This window comes from Pseudomonas cremoris, from assembly GCF_014230465.1.
Map to the genome: position 1 here is coordinate 190040 of NZ_JAAXCY010000002.1, position 25078 is coordinate 215117.

20 protein-coding genes and 1 riboswitch are annotated in these 25078 nt (G+C 61.1%); of the genes, 6 read left to right on the forward strand and 14 right to left on the reverse strand.

All coding sequences use genetic code 11. The features are described 5' to 3' along the window. Positions 1–51: 51 nt before the first annotated feature. Together motB and motA are read right to left on the reverse strand one after the other, a co-directional pair. Positions 52–1068: a flagellar motor protein MotB gene (gene motB, locus HF257_RS04425; RefSeq protein WP_185705077.1), complete on the reverse strand. Its 1017-nt coding sequence runs from the start codon at positions 1066–1068 to the stop codon at positions 52–54. Between the two features lie 3 nt (positions 1069–1071). Beyond that, positions 1072–1923 (reverse strand): flagellar motor stator protein MotA, encoded by an 852-nt coding sequence (gene motA / locus HF257_RS04430; RefSeq protein ID WP_010213623.1) that lies wholly within the window; start codon positions 1921–1923, stop codon positions 1072–1074. Positions 1924–2090: 167 nt separating this feature from the next. Between motA and HF257_RS04435 the strand changes: the two genes are divergently transcribed. Genes HF257_RS04435 through asd form a run of 3 tightly spaced genes read left to right on the forward strand, consistent with a single transcriptional unit; the run spans position 2091 to position 5377 of the window. Further along, a complete protein-coding gene (locus HF257_RS04435) occupies positions 2091–3626 on the forward strand; it encodes an HDOD domain-containing protein (protein ID WP_185705075.1) in 1536 nt (511 codons plus the stop codon). Positions 3627–3683: 57 nt separating this feature from the next. Then, entirely contained in the window at positions 3684–4499 is an 816-nt protein-coding gene (rhdA, locus tag HF257_RS04440) for a thiosulfate sulfurtransferase (RefSeq protein WP_185705073.1), read from the forward strand. A gap of 17 nt (positions 4500–4516) precedes the next feature. Beyond that, positions 4517–5377: an archaetidylserine decarboxylase gene (asd, locus tag HF257_RS04445; RefSeq protein ID WP_185705071.1), complete on the forward strand. Its 861-nt coding sequence runs from the start codon at positions 4517–4519 to the stop codon at positions 5375–5377. Between the two features lie 125 nt (positions 5378–5502). On the opposite strand, the gene serB is transcribed toward asd, so the two are convergent. Beyond that, the gene (gene serB / locus HF257_RS04450) at positions 5503–6717 is read right to left on the reverse strand and encodes a phosphoserine phosphatase SerB (RefSeq protein WP_185705069.1); all 1215 of its coding nucleotides are present in this window, start codon (positions 6715–6717) and stop codon (positions 5503–5505) included. 133 nt (positions 6718–6850) lie between these two features. On the opposite strand from serB, the gene HF257_RS04455 reads away from it, so the two are divergent. After that, positions 6851–8389, forward strand: a complete 1539-nt coding sequence (locus HF257_RS04455; RefSeq protein ID WP_185705067.1) for an AhpA/YtjB family protein — start codon at positions 6851–6853, stop codon at positions 8387–8389. A gap of 203 nt (positions 8390–8592) precedes the next feature. On the opposite strand, the gene HF257_RS04460 is transcribed toward HF257_RS04455, so the two are convergent. The 8 genes from HF257_RS04460 to HF257_RS04495 all read right to left on the reverse strand — a co-directional run bounded on the left by HF257_RS04460 (position 8593) and on the right by HF257_RS04495 (position 17545). Next, the gene (locus HF257_RS04460) at positions 8593–9300 is read right to left on the reverse strand and encodes a PqiC family protein (RefSeq protein ID WP_185705063.1); all 708 of its coding nucleotides are present in this window, start codon (positions 9298–9300) and stop codon (positions 8593–8595) included. Positions 9301–9476: 176 nt separating this feature from the next. Beyond that, positions 9477–11741, reverse strand: coding sequence for a DNA topoisomerase IV subunit A (parC, locus tag HF257_RS04465; RefSeq protein ID WP_038844463.1), 2265 nt, complete (start codon positions 11739–11741; stop codon positions 9477–9479). 73 nt (positions 11742–11814) lie between these two features. Beyond that, a complete protein-coding gene (locus HF257_RS04470) occupies positions 11815–12810 on the reverse strand; it encodes an esterase-like activity of phytase family protein (protein ID WP_185705061.1) in 996 nt (331 codons plus the stop codon). Continuing rightward, the gene (gene parE, locus HF257_RS04475; protein ID WP_135291879.1) at positions 12810–14714 is read right to left on the reverse strand and encodes a DNA topoisomerase IV subunit B; all 1905 of its coding nucleotides are present in this window, start codon (positions 14712–14714) and stop codon (positions 12810–12812) included. The genes HF257_RS04470 and parE overlap by 1 nt, the downstream gene beginning before the upstream one ends. 45 nt (positions 14715–14759) lie before the next feature. After that, positions 14760–15368 (reverse strand): YqiA/YcfP family alpha/beta fold hydrolase, encoded by a 609-nt coding sequence (locus HF257_RS04480; RefSeq protein ID WP_185705059.1) that lies wholly within the window; start codon positions 15366–15368, stop codon positions 14760–14762. A gap of 205 nt (positions 15369–15573) precedes the next feature. After that, complete coding sequence (gene cpdA, locus HF257_RS04485) at positions 15574–16389, reverse strand: 3',5'-cyclic-AMP phosphodiesterase (RefSeq protein WP_185705058.1); 816 nt, start codon at positions 16387–16389, stop codon at positions 15574–15576. A 98-nt stretch (positions 16390–16487) separates the two neighbouring features. Continuing rightward, positions 16488–16937, reverse strand: coding sequence for a DUF1249 domain-containing protein (locus tag HF257_RS04490; protein WP_105695145.1), 450 nt, complete (start codon positions 16935–16937; stop codon positions 16488–16490). Next, positions 16928–17545 carry an NUDIX domain-containing protein gene (locus tag HF257_RS04495; RefSeq protein ID WP_185705056.1) on the reverse strand — a complete coding sequence of 206 codons (618 nt, stop codon included), beginning with the start codon at positions 17543–17545 and terminating at the stop codon, positions 16928–16930. Before HF257_RS04495 ends, HF257_RS04490 begins: the two co-directional genes overlap by 10 nt. 193 nt (positions 17546–17738) lie before the next feature. On the opposite strand from HF257_RS04495, the gene HF257_RS04500 reads away from it, so the two are divergent. Beyond that, positions 17739–18485, forward strand: coding sequence for an RsiV family protein (locus HF257_RS04500; protein ID WP_185705054.1), 747 nt, complete (start codon positions 17739–17741; stop codon positions 18483–18485). Here HF257_RS04500 and cytX read toward each other — a convergent pair. Both cytX and thiC read right to left on the reverse strand, forming a co-directional pair. Next, complete coding sequence (gene cytX / locus HF257_RS04505) at positions 18454–19743, reverse strand: putative hydroxymethylpyrimidine transporter CytX (RefSeq protein ID WP_185705052.1); 1290 nt, start codon at positions 19741–19743, stop codon at positions 18454–18456. The genes HF257_RS04500 and cytX overlap by 32 nt on opposite strands. 139 nt (positions 19744–19882) lie before the next feature. After that, a complete protein-coding gene (gene thiC / locus HF257_RS04510) occupies positions 19883–21772 on the reverse strand; it encodes a phosphomethylpyrimidine synthase ThiC (protein ID WP_185705050.1) in 1890 nt (629 codons plus the stop codon). A gap of 149 nt (positions 21773–21921) precedes the next feature. Next, positions 21922–22027: riboswitch (TPP riboswitch) on the reverse strand. Between the two features lie 196 nt (positions 22028–22223). Between thiC and HF257_RS04515 the strand changes: the two genes are divergently transcribed. Next, complete coding sequence (locus HF257_RS04515; RefSeq protein WP_185705048.1) at positions 22224–23663, forward strand: TolC family outer membrane protein; 1440 nt, start codon at positions 22224–22226, stop codon at positions 23661–23663. A 112-nt stretch (positions 23664–23775) separates the two neighbouring features. Here HF257_RS04515 and waaA read toward each other — a convergent pair whose 3' ends face one another. Next, on the reverse strand, positions 23776–25056 hold the full coding sequence (waaA, locus tag HF257_RS04520) for a lipid IV(A) 3-deoxy-D-manno-octulosonic acid transferase (protein WP_185705046.1): 1281 nt from the start codon (positions 25054–25056) through the stop codon (positions 23776–23778). Between the last annotated feature and the right edge of the window lie 22 nt (positions 25057–25078).

Below are 25078 nucleotides of genomic sequence, written 5' to 3' on the forward strand. Positions count from 1 at the left end.
CACTCACAAACAGCAAGGCCGCGATGATCGCGGCCTTGTTGTTTGTGTGGCTTAGGAACCCGTCTTAGGCGCCGTAGGATCCTTCACCCCACCATCATCAAACAGGTTCAGCTTCTGCCGCAGCTCATGAGCCGGCAGCGGTTCCTGGCCTGGCGGAATGGCGTTCGGGTCGGCTGGCACTTCACCTGGCGCGCCTGCACCTGGTGTCGGCGCCGGCGGCGGTTGATCACCCTCGATGGCACGCTGGGCCTTTTTGGTCAGCACTACGATATCGATTCGACGGTTGACCGGGTTGTAAGGGTCCGCATGATCAAACAGCTGCGAGGACGCAAACCCCACCACCCGCGCCACTTGCGGATCAGGATAGCTGCCCGCTACCAGCGCGCGGCGTGCGGCGTTGGCGCGGTTGGCCGAGAGTTCCCAGTTGCCGAAGTCGCCCTGACCCGCATAAGGCTTGGCGTCGGTGTGGCCACTGATGCTGATCTTGTTCGGCACCGCCTTGATGGTGTCGGCCATGGCCAGCAGGATGTCTTCGAAGTACGGCTTCAGGCGCGCACTGCCAGAATCGAACATCGGCCGGTTGGCGGCGTCGGTGATCTGAATGCGCAAGCCTTCAGGCGTGATTTCGAAGGAGATCTGATCCTTGAACTTCAGCAGTTGCGGGTTTTCCTCAACCTTGGTCTGCAGCTCTTGTAGCAGCAGCTCAAGGCGCTCCTGCTCGACTTGCTCGGCCATGGCCTCGACGGTGTCGCGCTCGATCGGGATTTTTTCCTGGGGCGCTTCGGTCTTGATTTCCGGGTTGATGGTGCGCTCAGGCGACAACTGCGGGGAACCGCCGAGGTCGATCACAAAGGGTGTACCGCTCTCCGAGAAACCAATCGGGTCTTTGAAGTAGCCGGCGATGGCGATCTTCTGTTCCGGAGTGGCGGTGGACATCAGCCACAACACCAGGAAGAACGCCATCATCGCCGTCGCAAAGTCGGCGAAGGCGATTTTCCAGGCGCCACCATGGTGCCCCGCAGCGAAGCGCTTGACGCGCTTGATGATTATCGGCTGGTTGTTTTCCATGGCTTAGCGACCGCGAACCGCTTGTTCCAGCTCGGCGAAGCTTGGGCGATGTTTCGGGTATAGCACCTTGCGACCGAACTCCACCGCCAACGACGGTGGCATGCCGGAAGCGGAGGCTACCAGACTGGCCTTGATCGATTCATACAGGTTGATTTCTTCCTTGGCGTCATGCGCCAGGGAGGTCGCCAGCGGACCGAAGAAGCCGTAGGCCGCGAGAATACCGAAGAAGGTACCCACCAGTGCCGCACCTACGTGCATACCGATGGCTGCCTGGTCGCCCTCACCCAGGGAGGCCATGGTCACCACAATACCGAGTACCGCCGCCACGATACCGAAGCCGGGCATGCCGTCGGCAATACCAGTGACGGCGTGGGACGGGTGCTCCAGTTCTTCTTTTAGGCTGAACAGTTCCATGTCGAACAAGCCTTCCAGCTCATGGGGGGCCATGTTGCCGGAGGACATGATGCGCAGGTAGTCACAGATGTAGGCGGTCATGCGCTCATCTTTGAGCACGGCCGGGTACTTGGCGAAAATCGGGCTGGCGGCGGCGTCTTCAATATCAGCCTCAATGGCCATCATGCCTTCGCGGCGGCTCTTGTTGAGGATCTCGTAGACCAGGCCCAGCACCTCTAGATAGAAGGTGTGGGTGAAGCGTGAGCCGAACATGCCCAGCGACTTCTTGATCACGTGCATGGTCATGTAGCCGGGGTTCGCCTGCAGGAACGCACCCAGTGCCGCGCCACCGATGATCATCACCTCGAAGGGCTGGATCAGCGCAGCAATTTTGCCGTGGGACAGGACGTACCCGCCGAGCACGCTTGCGAAGACGACGATGATGCCGATAATTTTAGCCATAGGAGATGAGTACTTGCGCCGTCGGGTTCATGGACATATTTGGGGGAACTGAAAAACTCTTGTTCTACTTATCGGCAAAACTGCGCCAGACTATAGCCCGTTAAGGCGAAAAGCCAGTTCGGCCCGTTCCGGGCGTGTTGACCGCAAGTGATGATCGCGCCCCTACCATGGCTAATGAAACGACAGTCCTATCTGTAAGACCTTTCTCTCTCGCCGCTTGGATCAAGCGCCTGGACGACGTGTTGCTGCCTGTGCCGCAGGCAAGCCACGACCGCGTAAGCAAAGCCATCCGCGATAACCGCAGCTCATTACGAGATATTGCCGAGCTGATGCAAAGTAGCCCGGCGCTGGTGCTCAGCGTGATGCGTGAGGCCAACAGCCACACTCAAGGCAGCCTGGCGGAGCCAGCGGAAAACCTTGAAGTAGCGCTCAATCGACTGGGCCTAAAGCGGGCCGAAGAACTGCTGGCGCGCCTGCCCTCAGTGCCAGCCCAAGAAATTCCCGTTGCGCTGCGCCAGCTATTGCTGGTGAGCCAGCATGCCTCGCAGCAAGCCAACGGCTTGTTCGGTAGTCGCCTGGCGCGACTGTGGCAAGACATTCACTGGGGCAGCCTCCTGTTCTTGTCGCCACTGTGGCCGATGGCGGTGGCCTATCCCAAGCTCCTCGAAGAGTGGGAGTTGCGGGTTATCCACAAGGGCCAGTCGGCGCGCGAGGTCGAGCAAGAACTGTTCGGCGTACGCCTGCTGGACCTGTGCGTGGGCCTGACCGAGGCCTGGCACCTGCCGATCTGGGTTTCCCAGGGCTATAACCTGTTGCTGAACGAACAGCGCTTGCTGGTCAAGGCGCTGCATATCGCTCGCGAAGACGACCCACTGCGCCACCAGCAATTGCTCGATGCCGAACCCAACCTGCGCCGCTGGCTGAACCAGCCCGCCAATACAGTGCTGCTGGCAAACGGCTTGGCAATGTCAGCCCAGGAGTCCTGGACCTGCCCGCACACCGAACGCTGGCAATACCTGACCGCCCTGTACCTGCAACAGCCACTGGGTGAAGTGCAGCAACAGGTTCACCAGCAAGCCGTGACCAGCGCGCGCACCACCGTGATGCCCGACCTTTGGCACCCCGCGCTGTCGCTGATCTGGCCGTGGCATGTGCAAAAGATTCATCGCGGCCTGCTGCCTGCACCGCCGCCCACCGCCGAAGCCTTGGCCATCTGGCGCAAACGCTGCACCGAGCTGCTGGTAGAACCCAGCCGCTTCGCCAACGCCATGCACCTGACCACCTGCGCCAAGGAAGCCCTGGTGGCCAGCGGCATGCAGCGAGTCATGCTGCTGATGACCGATCGCGCCCAGAGCACCTTGCGCGTGCATCAGGTAGACGGGCTGCCGAAGGACGCTGCCAACCTGAGCCTGGATGTGGTCCACAGCACGCTATTGCAGCGCTTGCTGGAAAAGTCCGCCCAAGTGCGCCTCAACCCCGACAACCACGCGCAGTTCTCCGCACTGCTGCCGCCGATCCTGCGACGCCTATTCAACGGCGAACACCTGCTACTGCGCTCCCTGAGCTGCAACGGCAAAGTCGTGATGCTGATGGTGGCCGACCAAGGTGGCGGGCCGTTCTCGGAAACCACCGTGCAGGCCTTCGGCAAAACCGCCCAATGCATCGAAAAAGCCCTGCACTGCTTTACCAACCGCAGCGCCTGATGCTTGCGCTACAATCGCGGTCCTTTATCGCCAACATTTGTGCCCAGGAGACCTCACATGCCTGACTTCTCTGGCTTGCCGCTGGTGATCGAATCCAGCGACCTGGTCGGTCGCCTCGATGCCGAACACCTGATTCTGGTGGACCTCACCAGTGCCGCCCGCTACGCCGAAGGGCATATCCCCGGCGCGCATTTCGTTGACCCCAAGCGCACCCAACTGGGCCAGCCGCCGGCCCCCGGCCTGCTGCCGCACAAGGCTGACCTGGAAAAACTCTTCGGCGAACTGGGCCACACACCCGACGCGACCTACGTGGTCTACGACGACGAAGGCGGCGGCTGGGCCGGCCGTTTTATCTGGATGCTCGACGTGATCGGCCACCAGAAATATCACTACCTCGACGGCGGCCTGTTGGCTTGGCTGGAAGAAAAGCACCCGGTCTCCACCGAGGTGCCCGCTCCGGTCGGTGGCCCGGTCAGCCTCACGCTGCATGACGGCCCAACGGCTACCCGCGAATACCTGCAAAGCCGCCTCGGCGCTGCTGACCTGGGTATCTGGGACGCACGCGGCCCACTGGAATATTCCGGTGAAAAGGTGCTCGCAGCCAAAGGCGGGCACATCCCCGGCGCCGTGAACTTCGAATGGACCGCTGGCATGGACAAGGCACGCAACCTGCGCATCCGCCGTGACATGCAGCAGATCCTCGAAGACCTCGGGCTGACCAAAGACAAAGAAATCATCACCCACTGCCAGACTCACCACCGCTCTGGCTTCACCTACCTGGTGGCCAAGGCGCTCGGTTATCCGCGAGTCAAAGGTTATGCCGGTTCCTGGGGCGAATGGGGCAACCACCCCGACACCCCCGTTGAGATTTAAGGTTTAAAGGACAGTCAATGAAAAAGCAGTTGTTCATCCTCAGCCAGTACTTGCTGCCACACCACTTGCTATCGCGCCTGGCCGGCTGCGTTGCCGAGTGCCGTGTGCGTTGGTTCAAGAACGCCTTCACCACGTGGTTCGCCAAACGCTATCAAGTGGATATGTCCCAGGCCCTGGTTGAAGACGTGACCGCCTACGAGCACTTCAATGCGTTCTTCACCCGTGCCCTGAAAGACGGCGCCCGCCCGCTGGACCAAACCCCTGGCGCGGTGTTGAGCCCTGCCGATGGCGCGGTCAGCCAACTGGGCCCGATCGAACATGGTCGCGTGTTCCAGGCCAAGGGCCACAGTTTCAGCGTGCTGGAACTGCTGGGTGGTGATACCGCCGTGGCAGCACCGTTCATGGGCGGCGACTTCGCAACAGTTTACTTGTCGCCGAAGGACTACCACCGCGTGCATATGCCACTGGCCGGTACCCTGCGCGAGATGATCTACATTCCGGGGCGCATCTTCTCGGTGAACCAGACCACTGCGGAAAACGTACCGGAGCTGTTCGCACGCAACGAACGTGTTGCCTGCATTTTCGACACCGAACGCGGCCCGATGGCCGTAGTGTTGGTGGGCGCGATGATTGTCGCCTCGATTGAGACCGTGTGGGCTGGCTTGGTGACGCCGCCCAAGCGTGAGCTGAAAACCTTCCGCTATGACGAAGCCGCGCGTGCGCCGATCCATTTGGAGAAAGGTGCAGAGCTGGGTCGCTTCAAGCTGGGTTCGACCGCGATTGTGCTGTTTGGGCCGGATCAGGTTAAGTGGGCCGAAGAACTGGCGGCGGGCACTGCGGTGCAGATGGGTCAGGGTATCGCTGCACCTAAAGCCTGACGCAAAACCCAATGTGGGAGCGGGCTTGCTCGCGAAAGCGGAGTATCAGTCGACACATCTGTGACTGAACCACCGTATTCGCGAGCAAGCCCGCTCCCACATTTTTTTCCGCGTTTCTTCAGTGACTAAAGCTGACCATCCCGGTCGCGAAAGCCCAGCAGATACAACACCCCATCCAACCCCAACGTCGAAATCGCCTGCTTGGCCGACTGCTTCACCAACGGCTTGGCGCGGAACGCCACACCCAGCCCGGCAATCGCCAGCATCGGCAAGTCATTCGCGCCGTCACCGACCGCAATGGTCTGCTCCAGACGCAAGCCTTCCTTGTGGGCCAATTCCTTTAGCAAATCGGCTTTACGCTGTGCGTCGACAATCGGCTCCACCGCCACGCCCGTCACTTTGCCATCCACCACTTCCAGTTCGTTGGCGAACACATAGTCGATGCCCAACTTGGCCTGCAATTGCTTGGCGAAGTAGGTGAAGCCGCCAGACAGGATGGCGGTCTTGTAGCCCAGGCGCTTGAGTTCGGCGAACAGGGTTTCGGCGCCTTCGGTCAGGCGCAGCGAGGCGCCAATGGAGTCCAGTACGCTGACGTCCAGCCCCTTGAGCAGCGCCAGGCGCTCCTTGAAACTGGCGCGGAAGTCCAGCTCACCGGCCATGGCGCGCTCGGTAATCTCGGAGACTTGCTCGCCCACACCGGCGGCCTTGGCCAACTCGTCGATGACCTCGGCCTCGATCAGCGTGGAGTCCATGTCGAACACCGCCAGGCGGCGGTTGCGACGGAACAGCGAGTCTTCCTGGAAGGCGATGTCGACATTCAGCTCCTGGGCCACGCTGAGAAACTCGGCGCGCAGGGCCTGTGGGTCAGCGGGCTCGCCGCGCACGGAGAACTCGATGCAACCCTTGCCTTTGTCGGCTGGCGTATCCAACGGCATGCGACCCGACAGACGGTCGATATGGTCGATATTCAAACCGTATTGCGCGGTAATCGAGCTGACTCGCTGCAACTGCTCGGCCGTGACCTTGCGGGTCAACAGCGTCACGATGTGGCGTTTCTTGCCTTGGCCGGCGACCCATTGCTGGTAATCGGCTTCGGACACCGGGGTGAACCGCACCTGTTGATCCAGCTTGTACGCCGTAAACAGGATGTCCTTGAGGACCGAGGACGCCTGTTCATTGCTCGGGATCTCGACCAGGATGCCGAACGACAGCGTGTCGTGGATCACCGCCTGGCCAATGTCGAGAATGTTCACACCACCTTGGGCCAGAACGCCGGTAATGGCGGCGGTGAGACCCGGGCGATCTTCACCGGTGATGTTAATCAGGACAATTTCGCGCAAGGCGCACCCCCAGGCTGGAAAAAAACCGCATTCTACCCACTTTCAGTGACCATCGGGCACAGCCAGCGCTTTGCCGGTTCTAGGGCTGTCGCTATACTGCGCGTCAACTTCACGGACCAAGAGCCGAGCGCAAGTGAACCGGCCCACGCCAGTAAAAACCGATAACTTCTTCCTGCTGATCTTCCGGGCACTGCGCCACCGCCGTGTACCGATCGCATTACGCATCGCCAGCCATAACGTGATCCTGGTCGCCTTGGCCCTGGTGATCTATGCCTGCGTGATGGGCTTGCAGTTCAAACAGGCCATGCACGAGCAAGCCGACGCCCTGGGCGAGAGCCTGACCACGCAAACTGCCACCTCGGCGACCGAGCTGTTGGTGTCCAACGACATCCTCAGCCTCAACGTGCTGCTCAACAACCTGACCAAGAACCCGCTGGTGGCCCACGCCGCCATCTACAGCGTGGACAACCGGATCATGGCCGAAGCCGGGCAGCGCCCGAAGAACGGCCTGCTGGGTGAAGCGGAAGGGTTGTATCAGAGCAACATCACGTTCCAGGACGTGAAGGCCGGCCAACTGCGCATCAGCCTCGACATGCAGCAATTCCAGCAGCCAATGACCATCAGCCTACAAAGCATGGGCATTCTCAGTGCAATCCTGCTGGCATTGGCCCTGGCGTTGAGCCTGCGCCTGGGTCGACATATCTCCACGCCATTGATGCAATTGCGCATCTGGCTGCGGGACATCGACGAACACACCCCGGCCACCGACCGCCAGGATGAGATCGGCGACCTCGCCCGCCAGCTTCACGCCAGCTTTGCCCCAGAGCCTGTGGTGCGCGAGGTTGAGCCCGAGCCTGAGTTCGACGACACCGACTACGACGACGAGCCCGAGTTTGAAGTGCGCGACCTGCGCGAGCCGGGTTTCGACGAAGCCCCTCCTGTGGCGGGCCTCAAGCCAGCAACCCGCAAGGCGATCCAGGCCGAAGAAGACGAATTAGACGACGAAGACCCGTTCGCCGATTTGCGCGACACCTCGGACGGCAACCCTGCCACCGCCCCCAAAGCCGCGCCGGTACCGGTGAGGAACGCCGAGCCCCAGCACAGCGCCGTGCTGGCCGTGCAACTGGGCGCTCAGGACCAACTGCGCCGCCTGCCGCGCGCACGCCTGACCGAGTTGCTGGAGCGCTACCGTGACTGCCTCGACCAGGCCGCCTCGCTCTACCAGAGCGAACTGCACACCCTGAACGACGGCAGCACGCTGATGCTGTTCCACAGCGAAGACAGCGGCGAAGATTACCTGACCAATGCCATCTGCTGCGGCGAGCTATTGCGCGCCTTGGGCCATGCCCTGCAGATCGAAGTAGCGGACAGCGGCATCACCCTACAACTGCAACTCGGGCTGACGGTGAGTGATGACCTGTTCGGCATGAGCCAGATCGACCTGCTGCTCACCGAGAGTGCACAGGACGCCCTGGCCCTGTCCCAGCACAGCCGCAACCTGTTGTTGGTGGAGCGCAAGATCAGTGAAGACTCGCTGATCCGCCAGCGCGCCCGTATCCGCCCGATTGCCAGCCCCGAGGGTGCAAGCTGTGTGGAGCGGTTGATGGAGCCTTATCCGTCGATGCTGGAACGACAGCTGGCACGGATGCACGAGACCCGCACAAAAAGTTAACTATGCGGGCTCTGTAGTGAGCGGGCTTGCCCCGCGCTGGGTGGCGCAGCCGCCCTAAAACCTGACACCTGGTTCTAGCGGGACAAACTCAGTGCCCGGATTGGGGCGACTGCGCCACCCAGCGCGGGGCAAGCCCGCTCACTACACCCCCCAACAAAAAGGCCCGCTGAGTCAGCGGGCCTTTTTTGTATCTGCGGTTCGGCTTAGAACCTGAACACTTCCATATCCGTACGGATCGGCGTGGCCATCGGCATCTTCGGCTTCTGTGGTTCAGCCGGCTTGGCCTGGACCGGAGCCTGCTTGCGTGGCGCCTCGGCAATCGGCGGTTGGTTGGCCAATGGCTTGAGAGCCACCGACAACTGCTGCGCCAAGTGCTGCAACAACACGCCCTGGGCCTGGACCTGGGACGCAGTGGTGCCGGTGTGTTCTTCCTGCAAGTGTACGATGCGGTTATCGCGCACCTGGCCACGGCGGTCGATCAAGCGCCATTGCGCATCGAGGATCGCTGGCTGCGACGTGCCGGAGTCGAGCCTGGTAATGGTCAACAAGACCTGCACATCCGGCGTAAAACCCGCTGGCGCAGGCGACAGGACCACACGCTGGCTGTCCAGTTGACCAGCCACCTGACGCAACATCAATTGGTTGATGTCGGACGATAAGCTGCCCGCCCAACGACCATCAGTGGAACCTTGCAGGCTGCCGTCGTTCTGACGTTGCAGCAGGGTTTCGCGTTGCAGGTAGTCAGCAACGACCACCGGACCCAGCAAGACAGCCATGCCAGCTGTTTGTGCTGGCTGAGCCGGACTTCCGCTGTCCAACTGGTACAGCGACACCGGTTGGTGTGTGCTGCAACCCGCCAGCCCCAGAAGGCCAGCGAGCATAAAAATTAAAGGAAGGCGTGGAGCAGTCATCATCCCATCCAGGTGGCTGCCACAAGGCGAACCACAATGTAATACTAAAAATAACCTAAACACGCTCGGCCACGCCGGCGCTGGAAAGGCCATATCATCCGTGAATATGCGCCATGACTCCAGCGCCAAAGCGCCGATCTACGCGTTAAATCGTAGATCGGGGGCTCTAATACGCCTTAAACCGGCGTTTCCACTAACAACGCATCCACTCGTTGGAAACCACGTGGCAATTTGTTACCACGTCGACCGCGCTCGCCCTTGTAGTGCTCCAGGTCGTCCGGCCGCAGCGAGAGCGTGCGTTTACCGGCTTGCAGCACCAGGGTGGCGCCCTCTGGGATCACCGCAATGTCAGTCACATACTCCTCGCGACTGGCCACCCGCTCCCCGGGAATACCAATAATCTTGTTGCCCTTGCCTTTGCCCAACTGCGGCAGGTCGCTGATCTTGAACACCAACAAACGCCCTTCGGTGGTGACCGATGCCAGCCAGTTGCTCTCGCGGTCGTCTACCGGACGCGGCAGGATGACCTTGGCGTTATTCGGCAGGCTCAACAGCGCCTTGCCTGCCTTGTTCTTGGCCTGCAGGTCCTCGCCCTTGACCACAAAGCCGTAACCCGCATCAGAGGCAATCACGTACAGCGCGTCATCGTCCGGCAGCAGCACGCACTCGAAGTTCGCCCCCGGAGGTGGCGTAAGGCGTCCGGTCAACGGCTCGCCCTGCCCCCGTGCGGAAGGCAAGGTGTGTGCCGGCACCGAATAGCTACGCCCGGTGGAGTCAATAAACACCGCAAACTGGTTGGAACGCCCGGCCGCAGCGGTTTTAAAGCCGTCGCCCGCCTTGTACGACAAGCCAGTGGCGTCAATATCATGCCCCTTGGCGGAACGAACCCAACCCTTTTCCGACAGAACGACGGTAATTTTCTCGTTTGGCAGCAGCTCGGTTTCTGTCAGCGCTTTCGCTTCCGCGCGCTGGACGATCGGCGACCGACGGTCATCGCCGTAGGTTTCGGCGTCTTTGATCAGCTCACTGCGTACCAGCTTCTTGAGCTTGGCTTCGCTGCCCAACAGGGCTTGCAGCTTGGCTTGTTCCTTGAGCAGCGCGTCTTGTTCGTCGCGCAACTTCATTTCTTCCAGTCGCGCCAACTGGCGCAAGCGCGTGTCGAGGATGTAGTCAGCCTGGATCTCGCTCAGCTCGAAACGCGCGATCAGCTCGGCTTTCGGGTGCTCGGCGGTACGGATGATGTGAATCACTTCATCCAGGTTGAGGTAGGCGATCAACAAACCGTCCAACAGGTGCAGACGACGCTCGACCTTGTCCAGCCGGAATTGCAGGCGGCGGCGTACGGTTTGTACGCGGAACTCCAGCCACTCCACCAGCAGGTTGCGCAGGTTTTTCAACTGCGGCTTGCCGTCCAGGCCAATGATGTTGACGTTGACCCGGTAGCTCGACTCAAGGTCGGTACTGGCAAAAAGGTGCTGCATCAGCACTTCGTGGTCAACCCGGCTGTTGGTCGGGATGATCACGATGCGGCAGGGGTTTTCGTGGTCGGACTCGTCACGCAGGTCGGCGACTTGCGGCAATTTCGACGGCTTGGCCTGCATCAACGCGGCGATCTGCTCCAGCACCTTGGCGCCAGACACCTGGTGCGGCAGTGCGGTGACGATAATGTCGCCATCTTCAACGTGGTACACGGCGCGCATGCGCACCGAGCCCTTGCCGGTTTCGTACATTTTCAACAGGTCGGCGCGCGGCGTGATGATTTCCGCTTCGGTCGGGTAGTCCGGGCCCTGGATATGCTCGCAGAGCTGTTCCACCGTGGCCTTGGGCTCATCGAGCAAACGCACGCAGGCCGTGGCGACTTCCCGCAGGTTGTGCGGCGGTACGTCAGTGGCCATGCCCACGGCGATACCGGTGGTGCCATTGAGCAGGATATTCGGCAAACGTGCTGGCAATACCAGCGGCTCATCGAGGGTGCCGTCGAAGTTCGGACCCCAGTCCGCAGTGCCCTGCCCCAGTTCGCTCAGCAAGACTTCCGAGTAACGCGACAGGCGCGCCTCGGTGTATCGCATGGCGGCGAAGGACTTGGGATCATCCGGCGCACCCCAGTTACCCTGGCCGTCCACCAGTGTGTAGCGGTAGCTGAACGGCTGCGCCATCAGCACCATGGCTTCGTAGCAGGCTGAGTCGCCGTGGGGGTGGAACTTACCGAGCACGTCGCCGACGGTACGCGCCGACTTCTTGTGCTTGGAATCGGCGTCCAGGCCCAACTCACTCATGGCGTAGATGATGCGCCGCTGTACCGGCTTCAGGCCGTCGCCGATATGCGGCAAGGCACGGTCCATGATCACGTACATGGAGTAGTTGAGGTAGGCATTTTCGGTGAAGTCAGCCAGCGACCGGCGTTCTACGCCATCTAAGCTGTCTGCGAGGATGTCACTCATGCGGGCCTCATCATTGTTTGGTAAGACGCAGCGCAAATGTCGCGGCGTCGGGTCAATTCAAGAAATTCAAACGTCATGGCCGGGCACTCCAGCCACCGGCCGGGGCGGCGAAACGATAGACCACCGGACGCTTTTCACCATCGGCACGCGGGCCGAAGTTGTTGTCGATACCCAGCCAGGCACCGTCTGCGTCTACCACCAGGGCTTCGGCCAAGCCATAAGGCTGGGGATACCTGCGTTCAGGCGTCAGGGTCTCGTCGGCAAACGACCAGCACAGCTCGACCTTGGCCGTGACCGCATCACGCCGGCAAATCTGGAACGCATTGCGCTCCAGGGTAAACAGCTTGCCGTTGAACAGCGCCAAGTCGGCAAAATCCTTGGATACGGCCTTGGCGTTGGGAAACTGGGCCGGTTGCATTTCCTGGCCGGCCTCGCTTAACAACACACAGGGGCCATCGCAATTCCACAGGCTTTGCCCGCGCTTGATCGAAACAAGCCCGCGCCGCTCACGCTCCGCTGCCAGCCATATCTGATTGCCCTCGGGGTTGATCGCCAAGCCTTCGAACAGGGCATTGAAGTGCAGCAACATGCCACTGGCGCGCGCTTCACGCACCATGCCCGGAGCAATCTTCAACCACTCGGGTGCGCCACTCACCGGCACTTGCAGCACCGCCGCGTGGGCTTCGCTGACAATGTAGCGATTACCGGCGGCATCGCAGGTGATGCCTTCAAAATCCAGGTCGCCACCGCGAATGAACGAAGCGGCCTTGGTGCGCGAACGCAGCCCCCAGGGCAGCCCGGACTCCGGCACCGGTGGTACCTCGATTTTCACCGTTTCGGCCTGCCAGGTCGGCGCACTGATATCCAGGCGATAGATCTGGTCGTCATCGCGGTCAGAAACCGTCCACAACGCCTTGCCACATTGTGCAAGGCCTGACAGGTTCCCGCCGCGCATGCCGTCCACCGGGTGTTCGGACACCAGTTTCAACTCAGCCACGGGCGCGGCGGCCACCTCGGTGGCCGCCAACACGCTGAACATCAGGATCGCCAGGGCGAAACCTGTGCGCATCAGCCCAGAACCTCGGCCAGGTTGCCTTTGGATTCCAGCCAGGACTTGCGGTCCGGCGCGCGCTTCTTCGCCAGCAGCATGTCCATCATTTCCGACGTTGCGGCGTAGTCTTCCAAGGTCAGCTGTACCAGGCGCCGGGTGTTCGGGTCCATGGTGGTTTCGCGCAGTTGCGGCGGGTTCATTTCACCCAGGCCTTTGAATCGCGTGACCTGTGGCTTGCCGCGTTTCTTCTCGGCCACCAGGCGGTCGAGGATGCCATCGCGCTCGGCTTCATCGAGGGCGTAGAAAATCTCCTTGCCCAAGTCGATGCGGTACAGCGGCGGCATGGCGACGTAGACGTGACCGGCATCCACCAACGGGCGGAAGTGCTGGACGAACAGCGCGCAGAGCAAGGTGGCGATGTGCAAACCGTCGGAGTCGGCGTCGGCGAGGATGCAGATCTTGCCGTAACGCAGCTGGCTCATGTCCGCTGCGCCCGGGTCAACACCAATGGCAACGGCGATGTTGTGCACTTCCTGGCTGGCCAGGACTTCGCTGCCATCGACTTCCCAGGTGTTGAGGATCTTGCCGCGCAACGGCAGGATCGCCTGGAACTCCTTGTCCCGCGCTTGCTTGGCGGAACCACCGGCGGAGTCACCCTCTACCAGGAACAGTTCGGAGCGCATCGGGTCTTGCCCGGCGCAATCGGCCAGCTTGCCAGGCAATGCCGGACCCTGGGTGATGCGCTTGCGCTCGACCTTCTTGCTGGCCTTCAGGCGACGGCCGGCGTTGTTGATCGCCAGCTCTGCCAGAGCCAGGCCCAATTCAGGGTGCTCGTTGAGCCACAGGCTGAACGCGTCCTTGACCACACCGGAAACAAACGCCGCGGCCTCGCGAGACGACAGGCGCTCTTTGGTCTGACCGGAAAATTGCGGCTCCTGCATCTTCATCGACAGCACGAACGCAATGCGCTCCCACACGTCTTCCGGCGCCAGCTTCACACCGCGCGGCAACAGGCTGCGGTATTCGCAGAATTCGCGCATGGCATCCAGCAAACCCTGGCGCAAACCGTTGACGTGGGTGCCACCCTGAGCTGTCGGGATCAGGTTGACGTAGCTTTCCTGCACGCTGTCGCCGCCTTCGGGCAGCCACAGCAGCGCCCAGTCGACGGCTTCTTTATTACCCGCCAGGCTGCCGCAGAACGGCTCGTTGGGCAGGCGTTCAAAGTCGCTGACGGAGTCTTCCAGGTAGGAGCGCAGGCCGTCTTCGTAGTGCCACTCAACCTTCTCGCCGGTGCCTTTGTCTTCAAAGGTCACCAGCAGGCCTGGGCACAACACAGCCTTGGCCTTGAGCACGTGCTTGAGGCGACTAATGGAGAATTTCGGCGAATCGAAGTATTTCGGGTCCGGCGCGAAGTACACGCTGGTGCCGGTATTGCGCTTGCCAACGGTGCCGATCACCTCCAGGTCGGTGGCTTTGTAGCCATCGGCGAAGGTCATCTGATACTCGTTGCCGTCGCGCTTGACCTTCACCCGTACCAGTGTGGACAGGGCGTTGACCACCGAGATACCCACCCCGTGCAAACCACCGGAGAACTGGTAGTTCTTGTTCGAGAACTTACCGCCGGCGTGAAGTTTGGTGAGGATCAGCTCGACGCCCGGCACACCCTCTTCCGGGTGGATGTCCACCGGCATGCCGCGACCATCGTCGGACACTTCCAGGGAATGGTCAGCGTGAAGAATGACATGCACCGACTTGGCGTGGCCCGCCAGGGCTTCGTCGACGCTGTTGTCGATGACTTCCTGGGCAAGGTGGTTCGGCCGGCTGGTATCGGTGTACATGCCGGGGCGTTTGCGCACCGGGTCGAGGCCCGAGAGGACTTCGATGGCGTCGGCGTTATAAGAGCTAGCGCTGGGAGTGGCCATGGGGTCTCGTCGTGAGTCGTTCGATTAAAAAGTGACCTGCGATTTTTACAGTGACGAAAAATCGAAGGATTGATACTGATCTGCGCCAATGCCGGCAAAGCTGAGCAGCGCCGGCAGTTGCTGGGCGAACCCTTGGTAACCATGGTCGCCACCGGCCTGGATGCGCAACGCGCAGGCCCGGTAATACTGCTGGGCGAGGCGATAGTCCAGCGTTTCATCGCCGGTCTGCAGCCACACCTGATAACGCGCCGCATCCTGGGGCGCCGCCACTTCCAGCTCGGCCAATGCCGTGACGTGGTCGTGGGTCAATTCCCAGGTTTCATCGGTGTAGAGGTTCTTCTGGGTGCCCAGGTAACCGTCGAACATCCGATGAGGGCTGACCGCCGGGTTGACCAGCAGCGCCTTGAGGCCATGGCGTTCGGCAAGATGGGTTGCATAGTAGCCGCCGAGTGAGCTGCCGACCAGCAGTGGCCGCCCCAGTTCAGCGATAGCCGCCTCCAACTGAGGAATTGCCTGACGGGGATGGTGATGCAGGGCCGGCACGCGCAGCTGGTCGGCCAGGCCGAGGGTGTCCATCACCGTGATCAACTGGCAGGCCTTGTTGGACGCAGGCGCACTGTTGAAGCCGTGGATATACAGGATCGAAGCGGACATGCCGGGCTCTCCGTGCTTCAGCCAAAGAGGCGCAGTTTACAGGGATCGAGGTTGAGTGTGAGCACCCTATCGTCCAGCCAAAACAGAACCCATGTGGGAGCGGACTTGCTCGCGAAAGCGGTGGGTCAGCCAGCACATCTGTCAACTGTTACACCGCATTCGCGAGCAAGCCCGCTCCCACATTTTTGATCAGTGTTTACGCAGGTTAATAACCGTTGCTACCGTAATCCACGGTAAAGGCGAAGCCCTGGACCCGCTCTACCCCTGTCTCCAACCGTCCGTCGGCATGCAGGCGCAGCCAGCGATAGCCCGGCGCCTGTTCGCTGACTTTGAAGTCCTCGCTGCCCGGCGCGAACTGGATGCAGGTGGACGGCGACGCCAATAAACGCACGCCGTTACGCTCGCGGTCGATTTCCTGGTGCACGTGCCCCCAGAGTACCGCCCGCACCTGCGGAAAACGGTCGAGCACGGCAAACAGAGCCTCAGGGTTGCGCAGGCCGATGGGTTCCATCCACGCACACCCGATAGGCACCGGGTGATGGTGAAAACACACCAGATGATGACGACTTGGCGCTTCGCTGAGCGCCTGGGCGAGCAATTGCAGTTGCTGGTCTTGCAGATAACCCGGCACCGAACCCGGCACGGCGGAATCCAGCAAAGTGATGCGCCAGTTACCAATATCGACCACCGGCTCCAAAAAATCACTGTGCATAGCAGCGAGGGCCATGACCTGCGGTTCGTCGTGATTGCCAGGAATCCAGCGTGCCGGCACGCCGATTTGCTGGGTCATATCGCGAAATTGCTGATACGACTCCAGCGTACCGTCCTGGGACAGGTCCCCTGTGGCCAGCATCAAGTCGATCTGCGGCTGCTGCGCACGCACCAAGTCGATCACCCGTTGCAGGCTTTCATGGGTGTTCATGCCCAGCAGCGTGCCGTCGGCCTCGGCAAACAGGTGGCTGTCGGACAGTTGCACCAGCAACGCCGGCGCATCGGGGGTCACGGTGGATACGCTCGGCAAGGCGCTCTCCCAAGGCAATCACAGGAATGGACGTGTGGCGTGATTATGCTGGGCAGCACACCAAAGAGGAAATACAAGGAATCAGATGCAGTTCACATCTACCGCACGACTTCGAACTCATGGCCCAAGGCCAAGCAATGGCTCAACCATTCACCGAGGAACACATTGAGCTGTGCTTTCTCATCGGGCTGGTGCATGAACACGTTCGGGTAAGGATAGATGCTGCGAAAGCGTCGTGCATGCTCGGCGCTGATCACTTCGGCCATCCGCGCGTCGTGGTACACCTGCACTTCCAGTTGCGGCACCGGCAGCCATGGCAGGCTGTGTTCCTGGCGCACGCGCAGGGTCGTGGTGTACGGGCAGTTGACGATCACTTCCAGGGTCAGCACGCCGAGCATCTGGTCGCCATGGGTCACGCCAATACGCCGCGCCGCAGGGGCATGGCGCATGTCCGGCAGCAGACGCATCAGCCGTGCATAGTTGGCCTCGCAGGCCGCTTGCAACCCAATGAGGTCAACTCGATAACGTTCCCGTGCCTTTACTGCCATAACCCCCTCACTTCCGCGCGATTAAGCGCAAGCCATTGCAGGGCGATAATGCTGGCTGCGTTGGAAATTCTGCCGTCGCGCACCGCTTGCAGGGCATCTTCGAACGCCCAGGTGGTTACGCGGATATCTTCTGCCTCTTCTTCCAGTCCATGGACGCCACCCACCCCTGTGCTGTCGCAACGGCCCAGGTACAAGTGCACATATTCGGTACTGCCGCCCGGCGATGGGAAATACTTGGTGATCGGCCACAGCGCGGAGAACGTCAGCCCAGCTTCCTCCTCGGCTTCGCGGTGCGCAACCTCCTCCGGTTCTTCATCCCTGTCGATCAGGCCGGCAACCATTTCGATCAACCAAGGGTTGTCGGTACGGCCCATGGCGCCAACGCGAAACTGCTCGTTCAACACCACTTCGTCGCGTTGCGGGTCGTAGGGCAATACGCATACGGCATCATGACGAACGAAGACTTCGCGGTTGATCACCCGACTCATGCCGCCCACGAATTTTTCGTGGCGCAGTTGCACGCGATCAAGCTTGTAGAAGCCTGTGTAAGCATTGTCGCGCTGAACGATTTCAATCTTGCTCGGCGTCGATTTTGCGAAATCCGTCATGTCCCTTCCTCGTTGTGCCTGCGCATTTGGCGCCATCCTAACGCGCTCGCACCCGTTGGTGCAGCCCCTTTCCGGTTGCCGGGATAGACGGCGGGCGTCAAACTCACTCTAATCAGCTTAGTGGCGAACTGACTGCTTTGTTGATAGTCGAAGCTCCACAAATTTCGCTCTTATCGCTAGACGAAGGACATCCATGTCGCTTTTAAAAATCGCCTCCGTGGCCTGTGTTGCCTTGACCCTGGGTGCTTGCCAGAGCCTGTTCCAACCCAGCTACCTCAAGCCGCTGGACACCCAGCCGGATGCCTCGGAGCAGATCAAGCCCGGCTGCGACAGCCCTGACTGCCCGCTGGTGAACATCGACACCGTGCACTTCCCCTCCGAGCCGCAACTGGACACCCTGGTGGAGCAGCGCCTGCTGCAAATGACCCGCACCACGCCAGGCGCCAGCGTACCGGCCACCTTGAATGCCTATCGGGACAAGTTCTTGCGTGAGTCGGCCGACCGCAACAGCATGTACTTGCAGGCCAAGGTACGTGAGCAGCATGACGGACTGGTGATCGTTGAAGTCTCCAGCTACCTGGACACCGGTGCCGCCCATGGCGAGCCTGGCCGGGGATTCATCAATTATTCACGCATCTTGCACAAAGAGCTAAGCCTGACCGACATGTTGCTGCCGGGCCAGGAGCAAGCCTTTTGGAATACCGCCAAAGTCGCCCACAACAGTTGGCTGATCAACTCGCAGATGGACCGCGACCCGGAGTTCGTGAAGAACTGGCCATTCCAGAAAACCCCTAACGTGGCCCTGACCAGCAACGGCGTGGTGCTCAAGTACAACGTCGCGACCATCGCACCGTATGCATTGGGGCTGATCGAGATGACCATCCCCTATGCGCGCCTCACCGGTGTGCTCAAGCCTGAGCTGGCGCCCGCGCGGCACTGAAAACCCGGCCAAGGATGAACTGCAACAGCCCTGCCAGCACAAGCGCCGGCAGGGTCGCGCCAACATCCGGGTACAGGTTGGCCAGCAGGTGGTAGGTTGCGATGCCACCCAGCCAGGCCAACAGCGCCGACCAATGCAGGTTCGCGACCAAGCCCTGGCCACGGCGACGCAGGATGAAATGATCCACCAGCACCACGCCAAACAATGGCGCGAACACCGAGCCGATCAGCAGCAGGAAGTTCTGGTACTGGGCCAACGGCGCAAAGCAGGCAATCAGGGTGCAGATCACACCGATAGCCAGGGCCAGGTGCTCGACCTTCAGGCGCAACAGAATGCCGCTGGACACTGCCGCCGAGTGAATATCGGCAAAGGCATTTTCCGACTCGTCCAACAGGATCAGCAACAGCGGAATTCCCAGGCCCGCACCGGCCAACGCCAGCAACAGCGCATTCACTTCACCGCTTGGCGCAAATGCCAGGGTGTAGGCCACGCCCAGGCTCATCAGCCAGAAGTTACCGATAAAGAAGCCCAATGCGGTCCCGCCGAACACGCTTTTTGCACGTTTGCCGAAACGCGAGTAATCGGCGATCAGCGGCAGCCACGACAGCGGCATCGCGATGGCAATATCAAAACCCACTGCAAACGGCATCGAACCGTCACCGGCCTGGGCCCAGAGCGTAGCGAGGTCAGCTTTGGCAAACAGGTTCCAGGTCAGCCATAGGCAAGCGGCGAGCAGCAACCAGATACCCCATTTGCGCAGGATCTGGCGCACGAAGGTCAGCGGACCACTCACGGCCAGCAGTGTGGCCAAACCACCAAAAAACAGTGTCCACAGCAACGGGCTGGCCAGCAGGCTACCGTCGCTGAACGCGCGTGCGCCCAACAAGCTGGCGGCGTCGCGCATCACGATGATCTCGAACGAACCCCAGCCGACCAGTTGCAGCAGGTTCAACAGCGCCGGCAGGCTCGCGCCTTTGGCGCCTAGGCTGAGTTTCAGGGCAGCCATGGCAGACAGGCCGGTGTCGCTGCCGATCACACCGACGGCGGCCAACAGCAATACGCCGACCAGCGTACCGAGGAAGATGGCCAGCAACGAGCCCGACAAGCCCAGGCCCGGCGCGAGCAAGGCACCGGTTTGCAGGACCATCAGGCCGATGCCGAGGGAGAACCACAGGGAGAACAGGTCGCGGGCGCCGAAGACTCGTTTGTCACTCGGCACTGCAATGTCGGGGGAGTAGGTACTCGGTTGAATGCTCAAGGGGGTCATCTCTGATGGGACATGTGTTGTTTGGGAGATTGCTTTCGCGAGCAAGCCCGCTCCCACATTTGGAATGCGTTTCAAATGTGGGAGCGGGCTTGCTCGCGAAGAGGCCGGTACAGGGGCCGACAATCCCGGGTCAGACCTTTTTGTACAGCTGGCTCCCTTCCTGCTTGAACCGCTCCGCCTGCTCCGCCAAGCCCTTGGCCACATCCACATCCACCGCCTCAATGCGCTGGTTGGCCGCGTACTCACGCACTTCCTGGGTGATCTTCATCGAGCAGAACTTCGGCCCGCACATCGAGCAGAAATGCGCGACCTTGGCCGAATCTTTCGGCAGGGTTTCATCGTGGTATGAACGCGCCGTGTCCGGGTCCAGGCCGAGGTTGAACTGGTCTTCCCAACGGAACTCGAAGCGCGCCTTGCTCAAGGCGTTATCGCGAATCTGTGCGCCCGGATGCCCCTTGGCCAAGTCCGCCGCGTGGGCCGCAATCTTGTAGGTGATGATCCCGGTCTTCACGTCATCCTTGTTCGGCAGCCCCAAGTGCTCCTTCGGCGTCACGTAGCAAAGCATCGCGCAGCCGAACCAGCCGATCATCGCCGCACCGATACCGGAGGTGATGTGGTCGTAGCCCGGTGCAATGTCGGTGGTCAGCGGGCCGAGGGTGTAGAACGGCGCCTCGTCGCAGCACTCCAACTGCTTGTCCATGTTCTCCTTGATCAACTGCATCGGCACGTGGCCCGGGCCTTCGATCATGGTTTGCACGTCGTGCTTCCAGGCGGTCTTGGTCAGCTCGCCGAGGGTTTCCAGCTCGCCGAATTGCGCGGCGTCGTTGGCGTCGGCAATCGAGCCCGGGCGCAGGCCGTCACCGAGGGAGAAGCTGACGTCATAGGCCTTCATGATTTCGCAGATTTCGTCGAAATGCGTGTAGGTGAAGTTCTCTTTGTGGTGCGCCAGGCACCACTTGGCCATGATCGAACCGCCACGGGAAACAATGCCGGTCACGCGCTTGGCGGTCAGCGGCACATAGCGCAGCAAGACGCCGGCGTGGATGGTGAAGTAGTCGACGCCCTGCTCAGCCTGCTCCACCAGCGTGTCGCGGAACAGCTCCCAGGTCAGGTCTTCGGCCGCGCCGCCGACTTTTTCCAGTGCCTGGTAAATCGGTACGGTGCCGATCGGCACCGGCGAGTTGCGGATGATCCACTCGCGGGTTTCGTGGATGTGCTTGCCGGTGGACAAGTCCATCACGGTATCCGAACCCCAGCGGATGCCCCAGGTCAGTTTCGCCACTTCTTCTTCGATGGACGAGCCCAAGGCGCTGTTGCCGATGTTGCCGTTGATCTTCACCAGGAAGTTACGGCCGATGATCATCGGTTCCAGTTCGGTGTGGTTGATGTTGGCCGGGATAATCGCGCGGCCGCGGGCGATTTCTTCGCGCACGAATTCCGGCGTGATGATCTTCGGCACGCTGGCGCCAAAGCTGTGGCCGGCATGTTGCTGGTCCAGAAGGCCGGTGGCGCGGGCTTCTTCGAGCTTCATGTTTTCGCGGATGGCGACGTATTCCATCTCGGCGGTGATGATGCCTTTGCGCGCGTAGTGCATCTGCGTGACGTTGGCGCCGGCCTTGGCACGGCGCGGGTTCTTCACGTGGGCAAAACGCAGTGCGGTCAGTTCAGCATCGCTGAGACGCTGCTGGCCGAAGTGCGAGCTGAGGCCCGGCAGGCGCTCGGTGTCGTTGCGCACTTCGATCCACGGCGAGCGCACGTCGGCCAAGCCTTTGCGCACATCGATGATCACATTGGGGTCGGTGTAGGGGCCGGAGGTGTCGTACACAGTGACCGGCGCGTTGATTTCACCGCCGAAATCGGTGGGAGTCACGTCCAGGCTGATTTCTCGCATGGGCACGCGGATGTCCGGGCGAGTGCCCTGCACGTAGACTTTTTGCGAACGGGTAAACGGCTGCACGGAACCGGAGTCGACCTTGGCCGATTCACTCAAATGCACGGTATTTTTTAGTTTTGTCGTCATCACGGGCTCTCCAACTTATCCAGGCGGTGGATTTTTGTCGGAGCGAACCTGTGACGGATGGACGCACTGAAACCAGTGCTGTGCTTGGCGCACGAGGGCTGTTCATTTTTTGAACAGCATCCCGGACGAAGCACAAGAGGACTCGCCGGGTGACGAGAAATCTTGTTCCCTACGCAGGCGCTAACCTGATCAGGTTCAACGGGATCCGGTATTTACCGATCTCAGCCTTCCAACAAGGCACCCCGACAAGAACGCGGCCAGTCTAGACCATGCCGTGGGCAAATTGCCAATAGCGGTGCATTCAGCGTGATGAATGGCGTGATTGCGGGATTGTTGCGCAGGGTCAGCGCCACTACACTCGGGCACTGCCACAATGCTTGACGCCAGGAATGGCCAGCCTTAGCCTTGGGCGCTAAATTATCGCCGTAATATTAAAACTAGGGATCGACTCATGCTGCGCAAACTCTCACTGGCGCTCGCCGTGTCTTGTGCGACCAACGGAATGGTCTGGGCAGCAGAAGCGCCCTTGTCCGCCAAAACTGACCTGGTCAGCGTCTATCAGGAAGCAGTAGACAACAACGCCGACCTGGCCGCCGCCCGCGCCCAATACGGCGCGCAAAAAGAAGTGGTGCCCCAGGCCCGCGCCGGTTTGCTGCCGAATTTGTCGGCAGGCGCTGACAGCAACAACGTACGTACCCAGATCTCGCAGCCTGCGGCCACGGCCAATCGCGATGCCCACTCGTGGCGCGCAACCTTGAGCCAGCCGCTGTTTCGCGCCGACCGCTGGTTCCAATTGCAAGCAGCCGAAGCTGTCAACGAACAGGCGGCCCTGCAACTGTCGGCCACCGAGCAGAACCTGATCCTGCAGAGCGCCGAAAACTACTTCGCCGTGCTGCGTGCCCAGGACAACTTGGCGTCGACCAAGGCCGAAGAAAACGCTTTCAAGCGTCAGCTCGATCAGTCCAATGAGCGCTTTGACGTTGGCCTTTCGGACAAGACCGACGTGCTGCAATCCCAGGCCAGCTATGACACCGCCCGCGCCAACCGGATCCTGGCGCAGCGCCAGGTGGAAGACGCCTTTGAAGCGCTGATCACCCTGACCAACCGCCAGTACAACTCGATCCAGGGCATCGTCCACACCTTGCCGGTGCTACCGCCGGCGCCGAACGACGCCAAGGCGTGGGTCGAAACTGCCGGTCGCCAGAATCTCAACCTGTTGGCCAGTAACTATGCGGTAACCGCCGCCGAAGAAACCCTGAAACAGCGCAAGGCCGGCCACGCACCGACCCTCGACGCCGTGGCGCAGTACGAAAAAGGTGACAACGACGCCCTCGGTTTCAGCAACCCGAACCAGTTGCCGGTGCCCTACGGCGGTGATGTGTCCCAACGCACCATCGGCTTGCGCCTGAGCATCCCGATCTACAGTGGCGGCCTCACCAGCTCGCAAGTGCGCGAATCCTATTCGCGCCTGGACCAGACCGAACAGCAACGCGAAGGCCTGCGCCGCCAGGTGGTGGAAAACACCCGTAACCTGCACCGCGCGGTGAACACCGATGTGGAACAGGTACAGGCGCGCCGCCAGTCGATCATCTCCAACCAGAGCGCGGTGGAAGCTACGGAAATCGGTTATCAGGTGGGCACGCGCAATATCGTCGATGTGCTGGATTCACAGCGCCAGCTGTACTCGTCGGTGCGCAACTACAACAACAGCCGTTATGACTACATCCTCGACAACCTGCGTTTGAAGCAGGCGGCGGGCACGTTGAACCCGGGGGATCTGCAGGATCTGGCGCGATATCTGAAGGCGGACTACAACCCGGATCGGGACTTCCTGCCGCCGGACCTGGCCAAGGCTGCGGCTGAGCAACTTAAAGCCCGCCCAAGCTATTAAGTACAACGCATAACCCATGTGGGAGCGGGCTTGCTCGCGAACGCGGTGTATCAGCACCCGATGTACTGGCTGACACACTGAATTCGCGAGCAAGCCCGCTCCCACATTTGTTTCAGTGTGGCTTCAGGAGTTTGCCCAAGCCATCCAGTAAACGCTTGAGCGCCCCCTGGTTGGCTTGCATCACCTTCAACCCCGCCTGCCCCATCTTGCGTGCATCCTGCGGCAGTTCGAACAATTGCCGCACCGCCTCGGCCAGCCCTTCGGCGTCATCCACGGCTCGCAATGCCCCGGCTTCGCGCATCATCGCGGTGATTTCGAGGAAGTTGAACACGTGCGGCCCCATGATCACCGGCAAGGCCAATGCCGCCGGTTCCAGCGGGTTGTGCCCTCCGGTGGGCACCAGGCTACCGCCGACAAAAGCGCTGTCGGCCAGGGCATAGAGGAACAGCAATTCGCCCATGGTGTCGCCGAGCAACACCGAGGTAAGCGCGGTCACCGGCTCACCACTGGAGCGGCGCACAGTCGCAAAACCTTCCCGCTCGCTCAGCTCGAACATCGGACCGAATCGCTCCTGATGCCGTGGCACCAGGATCAGCAATGCGTTGGGGTAGCTGTCGAGCAATTGGCGATGGGCCGCCAACACCACTTGATCTTCGCCTTCATGGGTACTGGCCGCGATCCACACCGGGCGCTCGCTGGCGCCCCACTGTTCGCGCAGCGCTGCGGCGCGTAAGGGCAATTGAGGGTCGATGGTCAGGTCGAACTTGATCGAACCGGTGACGTCCACGGCTTCCGGGCGGGCGCCCAGGCTGAGGAAGCGTTGGGCTTCAGTTTGCGTCTGCACGGCAAGCAGGCTCATCTCTGCCAGCATCGGCGCGGTCAGTTTGGCAAAACGCCCGTAGCCCTTGGCCGAACGTGCCGACAACCGCCCATTGGCCAGTGCCACGGGAATCCCGCGCTGAGCGCAAGCGTGGATATGGTTGGGCCACAGCTCGGTTTCCATGATCACCGCCAACTTCGGTTGCACGCGATCAAGAAAGCGCTTGGCGGCGCACGGCAAGTCATACGGCAAATAGCAGTGCTGGATGCGCGGCTCGTTGGCGAACAACGCCTGGATCCGCTCGGAACCGGTGGGTGTCATGCAAGTGACGGTGATGGGTAGGGTCGGATAACGCTCCAGCAACCCGCGCACCATCGGTGCGGCGGCGATGCTTTCGCCCACCGACACAGCGTGCACCCAGATCCCGCCCGGCTGCAGCACCGGCAAGCCATAGGAAAACCGCTCGCCGACGCGCTTGGCGTAGGCCGGCGCCTTGCGTGCGCGCAGCCAAAGACGTAAAGCCACCAACGGCAGCGCCAGGTAAAACAGACAGCTGTAGAGTGTTCTATTCATGGCGGCGGAGTTTATCGGCTTT

Coding starts and splice junctions, on each gene's coding strand:
- rhdA (WP_185705073.1), top strand. CDS start 3,684: ATGCCTGACTTCTCTGGCTTGCCGCTGGTGATCGAATCCAGCGACCTG.
- HF257_RS04480 (WP_185705059.1), bottom strand. CDS start 15,368: ATGTCCGCTTCGATCCTGTATATCCACGGCTTCAACAGTGCGCCTGCG.
- parE (WP_135291879.1), bottom strand. CDS start 14,714: ATGGCCACTCCCAGCGCTAGCTCTTATAACGCCGACGCCATCGAAGTC.
- thiC (WP_185705050.1), bottom strand. CDS start 21,772: ATGACGACAAAACTAAAAAATACCGTGCATTTGAGTGAATCGGCCAAG.
- HF257_RS04495 (WP_185705056.1), bottom strand. CDS start 17,545: ATGACGGATTTCGCAAAATCGACGCCGAGCAAGATTGAAATCGTTCAG.
- parC (WP_038844463.1), bottom strand. CDS start 11,741: ATGAGTGACATCCTCGCAGACAGCTTAGATGGCGTAGAACGCCGGTCG.
- HF257_RS04470 (WP_185705061.1), bottom strand. CDS start 12,810: ATGCGCACAGGTTTCGCCCTGGCGATCCTGATGTTCAGCGTGTTGGCG.
- HF257_RS04435 (WP_185705075.1), top strand. CDS start 2,091: ATGGCTAATGAAACGACAGTCCTATCTGTAAGACCTTTCTCTCTCGCC.
- HF257_RS04500 (WP_185705054.1), top strand. CDS start 17,739: ATGTCGCTTTTAAAAATCGCCTCCGTGGCCTGTGTTGCCTTGACCCTG.
- asd (WP_185705071.1), top strand. CDS start 4,517: ATGAAAAAGCAGTTGTTCATCCTCAGCCAGTACTTGCTGCCACACCAC.
- HF257_RS04490 (WP_105695145.1), bottom strand. CDS start 16,937: ATGGCAGTAAAGGCACGGGAACGTTATCGAGTTGACCTCATTGGGTTG.
- HF257_RS04460 (WP_185705063.1), bottom strand. CDS start 9,300: ATGACTGCTCCACGCCTTCCTTTAATTTTTATGCTCGCTGGCCTTCTG.
- motA (WP_010213623.1), bottom strand. CDS start 1,923: ATGGCTAAAATTATCGGCATCATCGTCGTCTTCGCAAGCGTGCTCGGC.
- HF257_RS04515 (WP_185705048.1), top strand. CDS start 22,224: ATGCTGCGCAAACTCTCACTGGCGCTCGCCGTGTCTTGTGCGACCAAC.
- waaA (WP_185705046.1), bottom strand. CDS start 25,056: ATGAATAGAACACTCTACAGCTGTCTGTTTTACCTGGCGCTGCCGTTG.
- motB (WP_185705077.1), bottom strand. CDS start 1,068: ATGGAAAACAACCAGCCGATAATCATCAAGCGCGTCAAGCGCTTCGCT.